Origin of the sequence: Azospirillum thiophilum, from assembly GCF_001305595.1 — a bacterium.
Classification (GTDB): Bacteria; Pseudomonadota; Alphaproteobacteria; order Azospirillales; family Azospirillaceae; genus Azospirillum; species Azospirillum thiophilum.
This window is the reverse complement of record NZ_CP012401.1, coordinates 392,215-405,664: the sequence shown is the minus strand read 5'-3', so window position 1 is coordinate 405,664 and position 13,450 is coordinate 392,215. Positions and strand designations below refer to the sequence as shown.

The window sequence follows — 13,450 nt, the reverse complement described above, 5'->3', positions numbered from 1 at the left end:
GCTGCGGTGCGTTCCCATACGGTGAAGGATGGGCCGGGACGAACCCGGCCGCCACCAGAGCCCATCGCCAGCGGAGGAACGACGCCCATGGACCGCGACATGCACGGCAACGCCTATCCCATCCTGCCCGACGGCGAGGAGGGCTTCATCGTCGAGGCGGCGCGGATGAAGTTCGGGCCCGGCATGCTGGCGGAGTTGGGCGGCGACGCGCTGTCGCTGGGCATGACGCGGGTGGCGCTGTTCACCGATCCGCGGGTGGCGGCGACGGCGCCCTTCGGCATCGCGCTGGAGTCGCTGAAGCGGTCCGGCATCGAGGTCGTGGTCTTCGACCGCTGCCGGGTGGAGCCGACCAGCGCCTCCTTCCTCGACGCCGCGGACTTCGCGCGGGACGGCGGCTTCGACGGCTATGTCTCCATCGGCGGCGGGTCGGTGATCGACACCGCCAAGGCGGCGAACCTCTACGCCACGCACCCGGCCGACTTCCTCGCCTACGTCAACAAGCCGCTGGGGGAGGGCATCCCGGTGCCCGGCCCGGTCAAGCCGCACATCGCCTGTCCGACCACCTGCGGCACCGGCAGCGAGACCACCGGCGTCGCCATCTTCGACCATGTGGAAAAGCAGGTGAAGACCGGCATCTCGTCGCGTTTCCTGCGGCCGAGCCTCGCCGTCGTCGATCCGCGCACCATCGACAGCCTGCCGCCCGGCGCCATCGCCGCCACCGGCTTCGACGTGCTGACCCACGCGATCGAGAGCCACACCGCACGGCCCTTCCGCTCGCGTCCGAAACCTGAGTCGCCGACGGCCCGCCCGCCCTACCAGGGCGCCAACCCCTGGTCGGACATCGGCAGCCTCCAGGCGATCCGGCTCGGCGGGCAATGGCTGGAGCGGGCGGTCAATGACCCCGACTGCCTGGAGGCACGCGACGCGCTGATGTTCGCGGCGACGCTGGCCGGGCTGGCCTTCGGCAATGCCGGCGTGCACATCCCGCACGCCATGTCCTATTCGGTGGCGGGGATGAACCACAGCTTCACCGCGACCGGCTACGAGACGGTGGAGCCGATGGTGCCGCACGGCATCTCGGTGGTGCTGAACGCGCCCGCCGCCTTCCGCTTCACCGGCCCGGCGGCCCCCGAGGCGCATCTGCGCGCCGCCGAAGCGCTGGGGGCGGACGTGCGCGGCGCCGCGCCGGCGGATGGCGGCGAGCTGCTGGCGACGCGGCTGATCGGGATGATGCGGGCGACGGGGTTGCCGAACGGGTTGTCGGCGCTGGGCTATGGCGAGGCCGACATTCCGGGTCTGGTCAGGGGAGCCGCCGCCCAGCAACGCCTGCTGACCATCGCCCCGCGCCCGGTGTCGGAGGACGACCTGCGCGGGCTGTATGCGGATGCGATGCGCTACTGGTGATCGAGAGGGTGGAAGCGGGCGGGACTCGGTGTTCCGCCCCTCCCCATGCCCCTCTCTATTCCGGCACCGTTTCGCCGGAACCGCCGAACTCAGCCGGGAAATCCTTCAGCTTCGGCAGGCCGTCGCGCATGGGCAGCACCGTCTCGGCGTAGTTGACGTGAACGGCGGGGGTGAAGGTCAGGGTCGGTATCGTGGCGGCGAAAACGTCCACCAGGCCGAGCGGCGGGTGGTTGGTCATCAGATGCCCGCCGCATTTCGCGCAATACTGACGTTGGCTGAGCGGCGTCTTCTGGAAGGTCGCGAGGTGTTCGGCGCCCGCGGTCACCCGTACCGCGTCCGGTTTCCACAGGCTGAAGGCGTTGACCGGGCCGCCGGACCATGAGCGGCAGGAGCGGCAATGGCAGTAGCCCATGGCCTCCGGCGAGCCCGTGACCTCAAGTTCGACCGCGCCGCAAAAACAGCTTCCCGTGTGAGTCATGGCGTTCACATCATCTTCGTTTGCGTCACAAACAATAGCAAAATGACGCTGACAATGGTGAGGCTCAACCAATCATTGGGCTCTCATCCCTTCGATAGAGGACGGAAAGCTTCTCCGAACGTTCGGAAATCCATGAGGAGGATACTGGAGGGCAGGTGCGATGGTGAGGCCCCCCTCTCATGAGGGGAGGGGGGCCGAAAGCGATCCTCAGAACTGTTCTTCGCTCAGCGCCATCACCGTGTTGCGGGCGCTGGCGATGGTGGGCAGCAGGGCGGGGGCGGTGGCCAGAACCTGCTCGGCGTAGAAGCGGGCGACGATCAGCTTGCTTTCCAGGAAGGCCGCATTGGCGCCCGGCTGGCGCATCCCCTCCATCGCCTTGACGGCCGACCGCGCCAGCATCCAGCCGCCGGCCACACTGCCCCACAGCTTCAGGTACGCCACCGCACCGGCCGCGGCGCCGCGCAGGTCGCCGTCCGCCTGGGTCGCCACCATCCAGTCGACCGCCTTGTCCAGCGCGTCCAGCCCGGCCGCCAGCTCGGTCCGGATCACCGCGAGGTCGTCGCCGGGGGCGGACTCCAGCGCATGGACCGTCGCCCGCATGTCGGCGACGAAGGTGCGGGCGGCGGCCCCCTTGTCGCGGCCGGTCTTGCGGAAGGTCAGGTCGTTGGCGTGGATGCCGTTGGTGCCCTCGTAGATCGGGGTGATGCGGGCGTCGCGGTAATGCTGGGCGGCGCCGGTCTCCTCGATGAAGCCCATGCCGCCATGGATCTGCACGCCGGTCGAGGCGACCTCGCAGCCGATGTCGGTCGACCACGCCTTGACGATCGGGGTCAGCACGTCGACCCGCGCGGTCGCTGCGGCGCGCACCGCCGGATCCTCGTGGTGGCGGGAGATGTCCAGCTGGGTGCCGGCATAGAGTGCCAGCGCACGGGCGGCCTCGGTCTTGGCGCGCATGTCCAGCAGCATGCGGCGCACGTCGGGATGCCTGATGATGGCGACGCCGGAGCCCTTGGGATCGGCCAGATCCTTGCTCTGCACCCGGCTCTTCGCGTAGTCGCGGGCCTGCTGGTAGGCGCGCTCGGCGATCGCCACGCCCTGGATGCCGACGCCGAGCCGGGCGTTGTTCATCATGGTGAACATGTATTCGATGCCGCGGTTCTCCTCGCCGACGAGATGGCCGACCGCCCCCCCGTCGTCGCCGAAGGCCATCACCGCGGTCGGGCTGGCCATGATGCCCAGCTTGTGCTCCAGGCTGGCGCAGCGCAGGTCGTTGCGCTCGCCCGGCGTGCCGTCGGGCTTGGGCAGGAATTTCGGCACGATGAACAGGCTGATGCCCTTGATGCCGGCCGGGGCGTCGGGCAGGCGGGCCAGCACCAGATGGACGATGTTCTCCGTCAGGTCATGCTCGCCATAGGTGATGAAGATCTTCTGGCCGGTGATGCGGTAGCTGCCGTCCTCTGCCCGCACCGCCCGGGTCCGCACCGCGGCGAGGTCGCTGCCCGCCTGCGGCTCGGTCAGGTTCATCGTCCCGGTCCATTCGCCGGAGATCATCTTCGACAGATAGACCGCCTTCTGCTCGTCGCTCGCATGCTCGGTCAGCAGATCCACCGCGCCCTGGGTCAGCAGCGGGCACAGGCCGAAGGACAGGTTGGCGGCCTGCCACATCTCGTTCACCGCGAAGGCGACGGTCCAGGGCAGACCCTGCCCGCCATGGTCCGGCTCGAAGGGCAGGCTGTTCCAGCCGGCTTGCGTGAACTGGCCGTAGGCCTCCTTCCAGCCGGTCGCGGTGCGGACGACGCCATTCTCCAGCGTCGCCCCCTCCTTGTCGCCCACCCGGTTCAGCGGGGCGAGCACGCCGGAGGCGAATTTGCCGGCCTCCTCCAGGATGGCGTCGACCAGATCGGGAGCGGCGCCGTCGCAATCGGGCAGTGCGGCGATGGCATCGAGGCCGACCACCTCGTTCAGGACAAAGCGCAGATCGTCGACCGGAGCGGTGTAGGTCATGGCAGGGCGATTCTCCCGGGGCAGGATTGTTTGCTTTACCTATAGGTTAACATACAGCATCGGATGGTGTTTGGCGAGTGGGGCTGTTGCTGTGCACCATGTGCCGCGCGTCAGGGAAAGGCTATGCCTGCGGCGGGGCGGCATCAAGAGGGCGGTCGGTCTGGCACGCGATCTGCATGGTTCAGGAAGCCTCCCATCGGGGCCTTCAGACGGGGATCGACCCATGACCTACGCTTCCGCCCTCGGCAACCCCAGCGACACCGCCGCCCGGCAGGCCCGCGCCTCCCAGGGACCGGCCAATGTCGAGGCCGCCGTGCGCAATGCCAGCGCGAAGACGGGGGTCGATTTTTCCTACCTCATGGAAAAAGCTGCCGTGGAGAGCGGGTATCGCACGGACATAAAGTCCTCCTCCTCCTCGGCGACCGGGCTCTACCAGTTCATCGACAGCACCTGGCTGCAGACGATGAAGGAGCATGGCGCCGACCATGGCTACGGCAAATATGCCAGCGCCATCCAGACCCGCGGCGACGGCCGCCCCTATGTCGCCGACCCGGAAATGAAGAAGGAGATCCTGGAGCTGCGCAAGGATCCCACCGCATCCGCCCTGATGGCCGCGGAATACACCCGCGACAACAAGGAGTATCTGGAGGAGACGGTGGACGGCAAGATCGGCTCGACCGAGCTGTACATGGCGCATTTCCTGGGGGCCGGCGGCGCCTCGAAGTTCCTGAACGCGATGCAGGACAATCCGGGCCGCAGCGCCCGCGACGTCTTCCCCGACGCGGCGGCGGCCAACAAGAACGTCTTCTACGACAAGGCCACCGGCAAGGCGAAGTCGCTGAAGGAGATCTACGACCGCTTCGCCACGAAATTCTCCGAGAACCCGCTGGCGAGTTTCGCCCCGTCCCAGGTTGCCACCGACGCGGTGCGCAGGCAGGACATGCCGGACGGCTTCACCACCCAGGTGCCGATGGCCCCGGCCAAGGCGCTGAACGGCACGCCGCTGTCGATCTATCAGGTGCTGGCGCTTAACGCGCTGGAGACGCCGGACGAGGTCGACAGCGTCAGCGGCCGCCCGGCCCGCCTGCGCGACAAGGAGCATCGCCGCATGCGCGACGAGCCGGTGCGCACCGACCAGTCGGACACCGGCGTCGCCATGGGCTTCGGCCTGGGGCTGGGCCGGATCATCGGGCTGGAATCGGCGACGCCCGTCGCCACCGCGACCGCTGGCGCGACCACCGGAGCGGCCGGGACGGTCGCGGTCGGCAAGGCGGCTTGAGCCGGGGCGGAGCGCGGGCCGGAACGGGCGATGCGGGGCGCGGAAGGGTCAAAATGCCCTACGCTGCCGCTTTGACTTGAGGGGCGGATGGGTGCAAGGTCGCGCCGTTTTTGGCGCTCACCCCTCAGGACCGATCATGAGCAACCAGCAGCCCGCCGTCACCTTCGAGGAAATCCGCGCGCTCGTGCGCAACCTGCCCGGCCCCGACCTGGAGGCCGGCACCGCGGCCCTCCAGCGCGAACGGCAGCTGACCAAGCCGCCGGGCTCGCTCGGCCGGCTGGAGGAGATCGCGCAGTGGATGGCGACCTGGCAGGGCGAGCATCCGGCGGACCTGCGCCGCCCGCGCGTCGCCGTGTTCGCCGGCAACCATGGTGTCGCCGCCCGCGGCGTCTCGGCCTATCCCGCCGAGGTGACGGCGCAGATGGTCGCCAACTTCCAGAACGGCGGCGCCGCGGTCAACCGGCTGTGCGAGGTGGCCGACGCCGACCTGCGCGTCTACGAGCTGGACCTGGAGAACCCGACCGCCGACTTCACCCAGGGCCCGGCCATGGGCGAGGAGGACTGCTGCCGCACCATGGCCTACGGCATGATGGCGGTGGAGATGGGCGTACAGCTGCTGGCGCTGGGCGAGATGGGCATCGCCAACTCGACCTCGGCGGCGGCGATGTGCCTTGCCCTGTTCGGCGGCGAGGCGGCCGACTGGACCGGCCGCGGCACCGGCATCGACGACGCCGGCCTGGCCCGCAAGATCGCCGCGGTGGAGGCCGGCGTCGCCGCCAACCCGCAGGCCAAGGACGACCCGTTCGAGACGCTGCGCTGCCTGGGCGGTTACGAATTCGCCGCCATCGCCGGCGCCATCCTGGCCGCCCGCGTCGCCCGGGTGCCGGTGCTGCTCGACGGTTTCGCCTGCACCGCCGCCGCCGCGGTGCTGTTCAAGGCCGACCGCCGCGCGCTCGACCATTGCATGGTCGCCCACCGCTCGGTCGAGCCGGGCCACACCCGCCTGATGCAGGCGATCGGCAAGGAGCCGCTGCTGGATCTCGGCATGCGGCTGGGCGAGGGCTCCGGTGCGGCGCTGGCGATCAACATCGTCAAGTCGGCCGTCGCCTGCCACGCCGGCATGGCGACCTTCGCCGAGGCGGGCGTCAGCACGCAGGGGTGAGTGGGGGGTGGGGCTGGTTGCCCCCTCCCTAACCCTCCCCCGCTCTCAGCGGACCTACGGTCCGCCTGTCGCGTCAGCACAAACCGCAGGTTTGTGCGAGAGCTTTGCGGGAGAGGGAACTCCGCTGCACTCTCGCAAAGCTCCTACCCCCTCTCCCGCGGAACGCGGGGGAGGGATGGGGAGGGGGCCGACAGAGCCTCACAGCATCCCGTCGGCCAGGTCGCTGATGCTTGCCGACAGGAACAGGTCGAGCAGCACCAGCGCCGCGGCGACCAGCCCGGACAGCGACAGGGCGGTGCGCAGCACGAACCATTGATAGGTCAGCATCGCCATCATCACGCCGAACACCATCGCTTCGGACAGCATCGGCGGCAGCAGGCCGCTGACCGACAGCAGGACGGTCGGCAGATAGATCGCCATCTGGACCACCGCCGACCAGTTGTAGGCGGCGAGCGCGCCGGGATAGAGCTGGTCCTTGCCCATCAGCGTGGAGATGCGGAACAGGGCCAGCGGGAAGGCGGTCCAGCTGACGACGTAGGCGATGGCCTCCACCGTCGCCAGTTGCAGGATCGGCGTATCGGCCAGCTGGTCCCACAGCCGAATCACCAGCAGCAGCGCATAGGCCGGCAGGACCACCAGTGCGGCGTAGAAGGACTGCAGGGCTCCGTCCGGCGTTCGGTCGAAGAACTCCATCCCCGTCCGGTCGAAGCGGGCCAGCCGGTAGGCGCCGGTCAGCGCCGACAGGATCGCAGGCGTGGTCAACGGCATCGTCCGGCCTCGGTTTGCGGTCTCACCCGGTCCTTACCCGCCCAGCCGGGTGAACACGTCCTTCAGGATGGACTCGTAGACGGCGGTCAGCTTGCGGATGTCGTCCACCCCGGCATATTCGTCGACCTTGTGCATGGTCTGGCCGACCAGCCCGAATTCGACCACCGGGCAGACATTCTTGATGAAACGGGCGTCGGAGGTGCCGCCGGTGGTCGAATACTCCGGCCGGCGCCCGGTCACCCCCTCCACCGCATCGGCCACCAGCTCGGTCAGCGGGCCGGGCGGCGTGACGAAGCTGTCGCCGGAGCGGTAGATCTCCAGCTCATAGGCGCCGCCGACGGCATCGAAGGTCCGGCGCAGCCACGCCTCGATGCTCTCGGGGGTATGGGCGTCGTTGAAGCGGATGTTGAAGGTCGCCTTGCCCTGGGCCGGGATGACGTTGGTCGCCTTGTTGCCGACGTCGATGGTGGTCAGCGCCAGGGTGGAGGGCTGGAAATGCGCCGTGCCCTCGTCCATCGGCTGCTCGGTGACGGCGGCCAGCATGCGGACCAGCCGCGGCAGCGGGTTGTCGGCCAGATGAGGGTAGGCGACGTGGCCCTGGGCGCCGAACACGGTGAGGAAGCCGCTCAGGCTGCCGCGCCGGCCGATCTTGATCATGTCGCCCAGCGCCTTGGGGTTGGTCGGCTCGCCGACGATGCAGGCGTCGATGCGCTCGCCCCGTTCGGCCATCCAGTCGAGAACCTTGCGGGTGCCGTTGATCGCCACCCCTTCCTCGTCGCCGGTGATCAGCAGGCTGATCGAGCCGGCCGGCGGCCCGTCCTCCAGACGGCGGGACACGGCGGCGACGAAGGCGGCGACGGCGCCCTTCATGTCGACCGCGCCCCGGCCGTACAGCCTGTCGCCCATCACCTCGCCCGCGAAGGGATCGATCGTCCAGCCCTTGCGCTCGCCCGGCGGCACCACGTCGGTATGGCCGGCAAAGCAGAAATTGGGCCCCTCGCTGCCGAGCCGGGCGTAGAGATTCTCCACCGGCTCCGTCCCCTCCTGCTGGAAGCGCAGGCGGTGGCAGGTGAAGCCCATCGGCGTCAGCGCCGCCTCCAGCACGCCGAGCGCACCGTCGTCGCGCGGCGTGACGCTGGGGCAGCGGATCAGGTCCTGGGCGAGGGCGACGGGGTCGATGGTCATGGGGGGGTCCGGGTTCGCAGGTCTCGGTCCGTCTCCCGCCTCCCGCAGGAACGAGGGTCTTGCGGGAGGCGGGAGACGGATTGTAAGCGGATCAGTCCCGCAGCAGGTCGTTGATCGCGGTCTTCGAGCGGGTCTTCTCGTCTACGCGCTTGATGATGACGCAGCAGTACAGGCTCGGTCCCGGGGTGCCGTCGGGCAGCGGCTTGCCGGGCAGCGAGCCGGGGACGACGACCGAATAGGCCGGGACGCGGCCGGTGAAGACCTCGCCGGTGTGGCGGTCGATGATCTTGGTCGAGGCGCCGATGTAGCAGCCCATCGACACGACGGCGCCCTCCTCGACGATCACGCCCTCGACGATCTCGGAGCGGGCGCCGATGAAGCAGTTGTCCTCGATGATGACCGGGTCGGCCTGCAGCGGCTCCAGCACGCCGCCGATGCCGACGCCGCCCGACAGGTGGACGTTCCGGCCGATCTGGGCGCAGGAGCCGACGGTGACCCAGGTGTCGACCATGGTGCCGCTGTCGACATAGGCGCCGACATTGACGAAGCTCGGCATCAGGATGACGCCGGGGGCGACGTAGGACGACTTGCGGGCGATGGCGCCGGGCAGGGCGCGGAAGCCGGCGTTCTGGAACTGGGCCTCGCTCCAGCCCTCGAACTTCGGCGGCACCTTGTCGTACCAGGAGGAGCCGCCGGGGCCGCCGGGGATCATCTCGTTGGCGTTCAGGCGGAAGGACAGCAGCACCGCCTTCTTCAGCCACTGGTTGACCTTCCAGCCGTCCGCGGTCTTCTCCGCGACGCGCAGGTCGCCGGCGTCGAGCGCGTCGAGCGCCGCGTTCACGGCGTCGCGGACGGGGCCGGTGGTGGCGGTGTTGAGGCCGTCCCGGTCGTCCCAGGCGGCGTCGATGGTTGCTTGCAGGCTGGCGTGGCTCATGTCGCGGTCGTTCGGCTGTCGATGGTCCAGGGGACGGCACCATGGAGCCGGGCCGCACCCCCTGTCAACCGCGCCGGGTTTGCGGGAAAGCGCTATGCCGCCCCTTCCGCCCCCGCTCCCGCCGCCCCCGCTTCCGCCACGGCCGCCAGCCAGGAGGGCAGGTCGTCCACGGTATGGTCGATGTGGATGCCGGCGCCGACGCCCGCCTTCTCGTACTCCTGGTCGCCGCGCACCCAGACGGTGGTCATGCCCAGCGCATGGGCGGGGGCGAGGTTGCGGGCGATGTCCTCCACCATGCAGGCGTCCGCCGGGTCGATTCCGTGGCGCTCCACCAGCGTGGCGTAGGGGCGGGGATCGGGCTTCGGCACGAAGCCGGCGGCGGCGATGTCGAACACCGCCTCGAACCGGTCGAGGATGCCCAGCCGGCCGGCGACGTTCTCGGCATGGCGGACCGAGCCGTTGGTGTAGATGATCTTGCGGCCGGGCAGCCGGTCGAGCGCGCCGGCCAGCAGGGCCGAGGGCTGGACGCCGGCGACGTCGATGTCGTGGACATAGTCCATGTAGGCGACGGGGTCGACGTCGTGCTCCACCATCAGGCCGCGCAGCGTGGTGCCGTAGTCGCGGAAGAACCGCTTCTGCCGCACGCGCGCCTCGTCCAGGCCGAGGCCGAAATGCCCGGCGATGAACTCGTTGATCCGGCGGTCGACCTGGGCGAACAGGTTGCAGGACGCCGGATAGAGCGTGTTGTCGAGGTCGAAGATCCACACCGCGCGGTCGCGCAGCGAGGCGGCGGGGGACGCGGATTCGGCAGCCGGAACGGCGGGGGAGGTCGGGACGGTCATGCCCCAAGAATGGGGCCGCCGCGGACCGGCCGCAAGACGCTTCACATGGTCGCAGACGCGGTTGGGGCCGGGCGGGGACCGGCGGCTGCCGCGATGGTAAAGACTCCGATCAATCTTCCCAGGGGCCGTCCCTCATCGTTGGTTGATTGAAGATTAATCCCCGAAAGGGTAGCATAGACCAGACCATATGAAGGTTTGCAGCCTAAGGTTTTCCACCGGCCTGCTCCTCGCCGGACGCGGTCGCCCGGTCGGGATCGCGCATTGGATCAGCCCTTTGGATTGGATCAGCCCTTTAGATCGTCCCCGAGACCGTCCTTGAGTTTGCCGTGGACCTGCTTCTGACCTCCGGTTCCTCCACGCCCGCCGCCGATTCGGCCGGCTCCGCGACGCTGGTTGCGCTGTATCCCGGCCCGGCCCTGCGGCTGGACCCGGCCCTTGCCGTCGTCGAAGCCAATGCCGAGGCGGAGGACATGATGGACAGCGACCCGCGCTGGCTGCCCGACCTGCGCACATGGCTGTCGGCGTTCAGCGTCGCGCCGGGCCTGCGCTCGGTGCCGGTGGAGTCGCTGCGCGGGATCATGATCGTCGAATGGGCCGGCGTGCCGCTGCCTGACGGCAGCTTCCTGCTGCTGGGCCGCGACGACACGCTGGAGCGGCAGCTGCGCCACACGCTGACCGAGTCGCGACGGCGCTACAAGGATCTGGTCGAGGTCTCCTCCGACTTCGCGTGGGAAACGGGGCCGGACGGCGCCTTCGTCTTCGTCAGCCACAAGGGGGCGCTGGGCTATCCGGCCGACGCGCTGATCGGACGCGACCCGCGCGACCTGGCGCTGGACGAGGCCGATGCCCTGCCGATGCCCTTCGACTGCCGGCGCCCGGTCGACCAGGTCGAGCTGTGGCTGAAGGCCGCCGACGGCCGGCCGGCCTGCGTCGTCGCCTCCGCCCTGCCGCTGTTCGGGGGCCAGGGGAATTGGATGGGCGCGCGCGGCGTCTGCCGCGAGGTGACGGAACAGGTGCTGCGTTCCAACGAGCTGGCGCGCATCCGCAACCGGGAGCGGCTGCTGGGCCATATCGTCCACACCCTGCGCGACCGGCTCGACGCGGCGGAGGCGCTGGCCGTGGCCGCCACCGAGACGGCGCGGGCGCTCAGCGCCGACGGCTGCCGCATCTACCGCGCGGACGAAGGGGGCGGCGGCAACGGCAGCGGGCGTGTGTCCCTGTCGCTGGTCGCGGCGTTCGGGGCGGAGCCGCCGGAACTCGGCGGCGCGCTGCTCGACCGCATCGCCGGCAGCGGGGACCTGCTGGTCGACCGGCTGGGCAGCGTGCAGCTGATCGGCGAGCGCACCGAATACCGGCAGGTGGTGAACGGCGCCCTGCTGGTCTGGCGCGCCGCCGATTCGGAGCCGTGGGACGACGACGACCGCCATCTGCTGTCCGGCGTGGCCGACCATATCGGCATCGCCCATGCCCATCTCGCCTACCAGGAGCGCCTGCGCCGCCTGTCGGAGCGCGACGGGCTGACCGGCCTGTTCAACCGCCGCACCTTCTTCGAACGGCTGGAGGAATCGATCTCCCGGCCGGACAGCGGGCCGTCCGCCCTGCTCTATGTCGACCTCGACAATTTCAAGGCGGTCAACGACCTGCACGGCCACCAGCAGGGTGACACGGTGCTGAAGGCGGTCGGCACGCTGCTGACCACCGGGGTGCGGCCGGGCGACCTGCCGGGCCGGCTGGGCGGCGACGAGTTCGTGCTGTGGCTCGGCCGCGCCGACCAGTCGAAGGCCTGTGTCGTCGCCGAACGGCTGCTCAACGGCATGCGTGACCTGCTCCATCTGTCGGCCGGCCCGGAAAAGCCGCTGGGACTGTCGATCGGCATCGCCATCCACGTCCCCGGCCGCGGCGAGACGGTGCGGGAACTGACCGACCGTGCCGACGCCGCCATGTATGACGCCAAGAAGAGCGGCAAGGGGCATTACGCGCTCGCTCCGGACCATCCGCCCGACGACGAATCGCCCGACTCCGACCCGTCCCCGGCGCCCGTCCAGTCCACCGACATCCCTGTTGCGGAGTCCGCCCCGTGACCGCGCGTCCCGACACGCTCGACCCCGCCGACTATGAATCCGCCAAGCGGATGGTGCAGAGCGAGGATCCGGCGGTTCGCCGGAAGGTCGCCGAACACCCCAAGACCCGGCCGGAGCTGCTGTATTTCCTCGCCGCCGATGCCGCGGCCGAGGTGCGGCGCGCCATCGCCACCAATGCCGGCACCCCGCGGCAGGCCGACCTGCTGCTGGCCAAGGACCGCGAGGTCATGGTGCGCCGGGCGGTGGCGCAGAAGATCGCCCGCCTGCTGCCGGAACTGTCGGCCGACCAGGCGACGCAGATCGAGCGGCTGACGGTCGAGTGCCTGGAAACCCTGGCCCGCGACCAGGCGTCGGAGGTGCGCGGCATCCTGGCGGAAGCGCTGAAGGATCTGCCCAACGCTCCGCACGGCCTCATCAACCGGCTGGCCCGCGACGTCGAGCTGTCGGTCTGCGCGCCCGTCCTGCAGCATTCGCAGATCCTGACCGAAGAGGATCTGACCGACATCATCCTGCGGGGGCCGGTGCGGGGCGCGATGACCGCCATCGCCAGCCGGCAGAACGTCACCGCGTCGGTCGCGGACGCCATCGCGCGTTCGGACGACGAGGCGGCGGTGACGACGCTGCTCGGCAACCCGTCGGCCCAGATCCGCGAGGAGACGCTGGACCGCATCCTCGATCAGGCGCCGCAGCACGAGCCGTGGCATTCGCCCCTGGTGCGGCGTCCGCGCCTGCCTGCCCGCGCGGTGGCCCGACTCGCCAGCTTCGTCGCCGACAGCCTGCTGAAGGTCCTGCAGGATCGCGATGACCTGGAGCCCGAGGCGGCGCGCGGGCTGGTGGAGGCGGTGCGCCGGCGGGTGGGGCAGGCGGCCGGCGCAACGACCGGCCTGCCGCAGGGCCCGGTCGATTTCGGCGAGGCGGCGGCAGTGGCCGCCGGGCCGGAAAAGCCGGTGGAGCGGCCCAGCGACAAGGCGGCGCGCCTGAACAAGGAAGGCAAGCTGACCGAGAAGCTGATCGAGGGCTCGATGATCGAAGGCGACCGTGGCTTCGTCATGGCCGCGTTCGCGGAGCTGGCGCAGATCCCGCTGCCGGTGGTTGACCGGATCGTCGCCACCCATGCGCCCCGCGCCGTGACCGCGCTGGTGTGGCGTGCCGGGCTCACCATGCGCTTCGCCCGGCAGGTCCAGTTGCGGCTCGCCCAGATTCCGCCAAAAACGGCGCTTAATGCTCGGGACGGCACGCACTATCCAATGACCGACGAAGAGATGCGCTGGCAGCTCGAATTCTTCGGCGTCGAGGCGAAGGCGTGACGTTCC

The 13,450-nt window shown here is 69.9% G+C and carries 11 protein-coding genes; 5 read left to right on the top strand and 6 right to left on the bottom strand.

What is annotated here, in order from left to right; translation table 11 throughout:
• Nucleotides 1–87 precede the first annotated feature (87 nt).
• Complete coding sequence (locus AL072_RS01880; RefSeq protein WP_045581747.1) at nucleotides 88–1,404, top strand: hydroxyacid-oxoacid transhydrogenase; 1,317 nt, start codon at nucleotides 88–90, stop codon at nucleotides 1,402–1,404.
• A 55-nt stretch (nucleotides 1,405–1,459) separates the two neighbouring features.
• On the opposite strand, the gene AL072_RS01875 is transcribed toward AL072_RS01880, so the two are convergent.
• Nucleotides 1,460–1,882, bottom strand: coding sequence for a GFA family protein (locus AL072_RS01875; RefSeq protein WP_045582596.1), 423 nt, complete (start codon nucleotides 1,880–1,882; stop codon nucleotides 1,460–1,462).
• 207 nt (nucleotides 1,883–2,089) lie between these two features.
• Nucleotides 2,090–3,886: an acyl-CoA dehydrogenase gene (locus AL072_RS01870; protein ID WP_045581748.1), complete on the bottom strand. Its 1,797-nt coding sequence runs from the start codon at nucleotides 3,884–3,886 to the stop codon at nucleotides 2,090–2,092.
• Nucleotides 3,887–4,109: 223 nt separating this feature from the next.
• On the opposite strand from AL072_RS01870, the gene AL072_RS01865 reads away from it, so the two are divergent.
• Nucleotides 4,110–5,165, top strand: coding sequence for a lysozyme family protein (locus AL072_RS01865; RefSeq protein WP_045581749.1), 1,056 nt, complete (start codon nucleotides 4,110–4,112; stop codon nucleotides 5,163–5,165).
• A gap of 136 nt (nucleotides 5,166–5,301) precedes the next feature.
• Entirely contained in the window at nucleotides 5,302–6,327 is a 1,026-nt protein-coding gene (gene cobT / locus AL072_RS01860) for a nicotinate-nucleotide--dimethylbenzimidazole phosphoribosyltransferase (RefSeq protein ID WP_045581750.1), read from the top strand.
• A 198-nt stretch (nucleotides 6,328–6,525) separates the two neighbouring features.
• On the opposite strand, the gene AL072_RS01855 is transcribed toward cobT, so the two are convergent.
• The 4 genes from AL072_RS01855 to AL072_RS01840 all read right to left on the bottom strand — a co-directional run bounded on the left by AL072_RS01855 (nucleotide 6,526) and on the right by AL072_RS01840 (nucleotide 10,056).
• Entirely contained in the window at nucleotides 6,526–7,095 is a 570-nt protein-coding gene (locus AL072_RS01855) for a membrane protein (RefSeq protein ID WP_045581751.1), read from the bottom strand.
• 33 nt (nucleotides 7,096–7,128) lie between these two features.
• Complete coding sequence (gene dapE / locus AL072_RS01850; RefSeq protein ID WP_045581752.1) at nucleotides 7,129–8,280, bottom strand: succinyl-diaminopimelate desuccinylase; 1,152 nt, start codon at nucleotides 8,278–8,280, stop codon at nucleotides 7,129–7,131.
• Between the two features lie 91 nt (nucleotides 8,281–8,371).
• Nucleotides 8,372–9,214 carry a 2,3,4,5-tetrahydropyridine-2,6-dicarboxylate N-succinyltransferase gene (gene dapD, locus AL072_RS01845; RefSeq protein ID WP_045581753.1) on the bottom strand — a complete coding sequence of 281 codons (843 nt, stop codon included), beginning with the start codon at nucleotides 9,212–9,214 and terminating at the stop codon, nucleotides 8,372–8,374.
• 92 nt (nucleotides 9,215–9,306) lie between these two features.
• A complete protein-coding gene (locus AL072_RS01840) occupies nucleotides 9,307–10,056 on the bottom strand; it encodes a pyrimidine 5'-nucleotidase (RefSeq protein ID WP_045581754.1) in 750 nt (249 codons plus the stop codon).
• A 326-nt stretch (nucleotides 10,057–10,382) separates the two neighbouring features.
• Between AL072_RS01840 and AL072_RS01835 the strand changes: the two genes are divergently transcribed.
• Together AL072_RS01835 and AL072_RS01830 are read left to right on the top strand one after the other, a co-directional pair.
• Nucleotides 10,383–12,137: a sensor domain-containing diguanylate cyclase gene (locus AL072_RS01835; protein ID WP_045581755.1), complete on the top strand. Its 1,755-nt coding sequence runs from the start codon at nucleotides 10,383–10,385 to the stop codon at nucleotides 12,135–12,137.
• A complete protein-coding gene (locus tag AL072_RS01830) occupies nucleotides 12,134–13,444 on the top strand; it encodes a DUF2336 domain-containing protein (RefSeq protein ID WP_045581756.1) in 1,311 nt (436 codons plus the stop codon). Before AL072_RS01835 ends, AL072_RS01830 begins: the two co-directional genes overlap by 4 nt.
• The last annotated feature ends 6 nt before the right edge of the window (nucleotides 13,445–13,450 follow it).

Coding starts and splice junctions, on each gene's coding strand:
- dapE (WP_045581752.1), bottom strand. CDS start 8,280: ATGACCATCGACCCCGTCGCCCTCGCCCAGGACCTGATCCGCTGCCCC.
- AL072_RS01870 (WP_045581748.1), bottom strand. CDS start 3,886: ATGACCTACACCGCTCCGGTCGACGATCTGCGCTTTGTCCTGAACGAG.
- AL072_RS01880 (WP_045581747.1), top strand. CDS start 88: ATGGACCGCGACATGCACGGCAACGCCTATCCCATCCTGCCCGACGGC.
- AL072_RS01840 (WP_045581754.1), bottom strand. CDS start 10,056: ATGACCGTCCCGACCTCCCCCGCCGTTCCGGCTGCCGAATCCGCGTCC.
- cobT (WP_045581750.1), top strand. CDS start 5,302: ATGAGCAACCAGCAGCCCGCCGTCACCTTCGAGGAAATCCGCGCGCTC.
- AL072_RS01875 (WP_045582596.1), bottom strand. CDS start 1,882: ATGACTCACACGGGAAGCTGTTTTTGCGGCGCGGTCGAACTTGAGGTC.
- AL072_RS01865 (WP_045581749.1), top strand. CDS start 4,110: ATGACCTACGCTTCCGCCCTCGGCAACCCCAGCGACACCGCCGCCCGG.
- AL072_RS01855 (WP_045581751.1), bottom strand. CDS start 7,095: ATGCCGTTGACCACGCCTGCGATCCTGTCGGCGCTGACCGGCGCCTAC.
- dapD (WP_045581753.1), bottom strand. CDS start 9,214: ATGAGCCACGCCAGCCTGCAAGCAACCATCGACGCCGCCTGGGACGAC.